The organism is Shewanella electrica (assembly GCF_022321485.1).
GTDB lineage: Bacteria > Pseudomonadota > Gammaproteobacteria > Enterobacterales > Shewanellaceae > Shewanella > Shewanella electrica.
In genome coordinates this window covers 1-242 of record NZ_JAKOGG010000695.1, presented here as the reverse complement: position 1 = coordinate 242, position 242 = coordinate 1, and the positions used below count along the sequence as shown (strand labels likewise).

Annotated in this window: 1 protein-coding gene; it reads left to right on the top strand. The window is 51.2% G+C overall.

Annotated features, from left to right (window positions below; all coding sequences use genetic code 11):
- Nucleotides 1-242: TonB-dependent receptor plug domain-containing protein (locus L9G74_RS21835; RefSeq protein ID WP_238898982.1), on the top strand; the 242-nt coding region annotated here is incomplete at both ends.

Here is a 242-nt window from a genome sequence, read left to right as displayed (position 1 = left end):
GAACATATTGTAGTCAACGTTGATTACCAAGTATACAACAACCGCCGCGTACAATCGGGCATATTCACCGAAGTCCTGCTCTACAGCGCCAAAACCGTCACTGTGATTAATCAAGATCTGATTAAAGTTATGGGCGCACAAAGTTTTACCGATGCGCTGCGTGCCCCGCCAGGTATCACCCTCGGCACTGGCGAAGGCGGTCACCCATACGGCGACCGCCCGTTTATTCGTGGTTATGATGC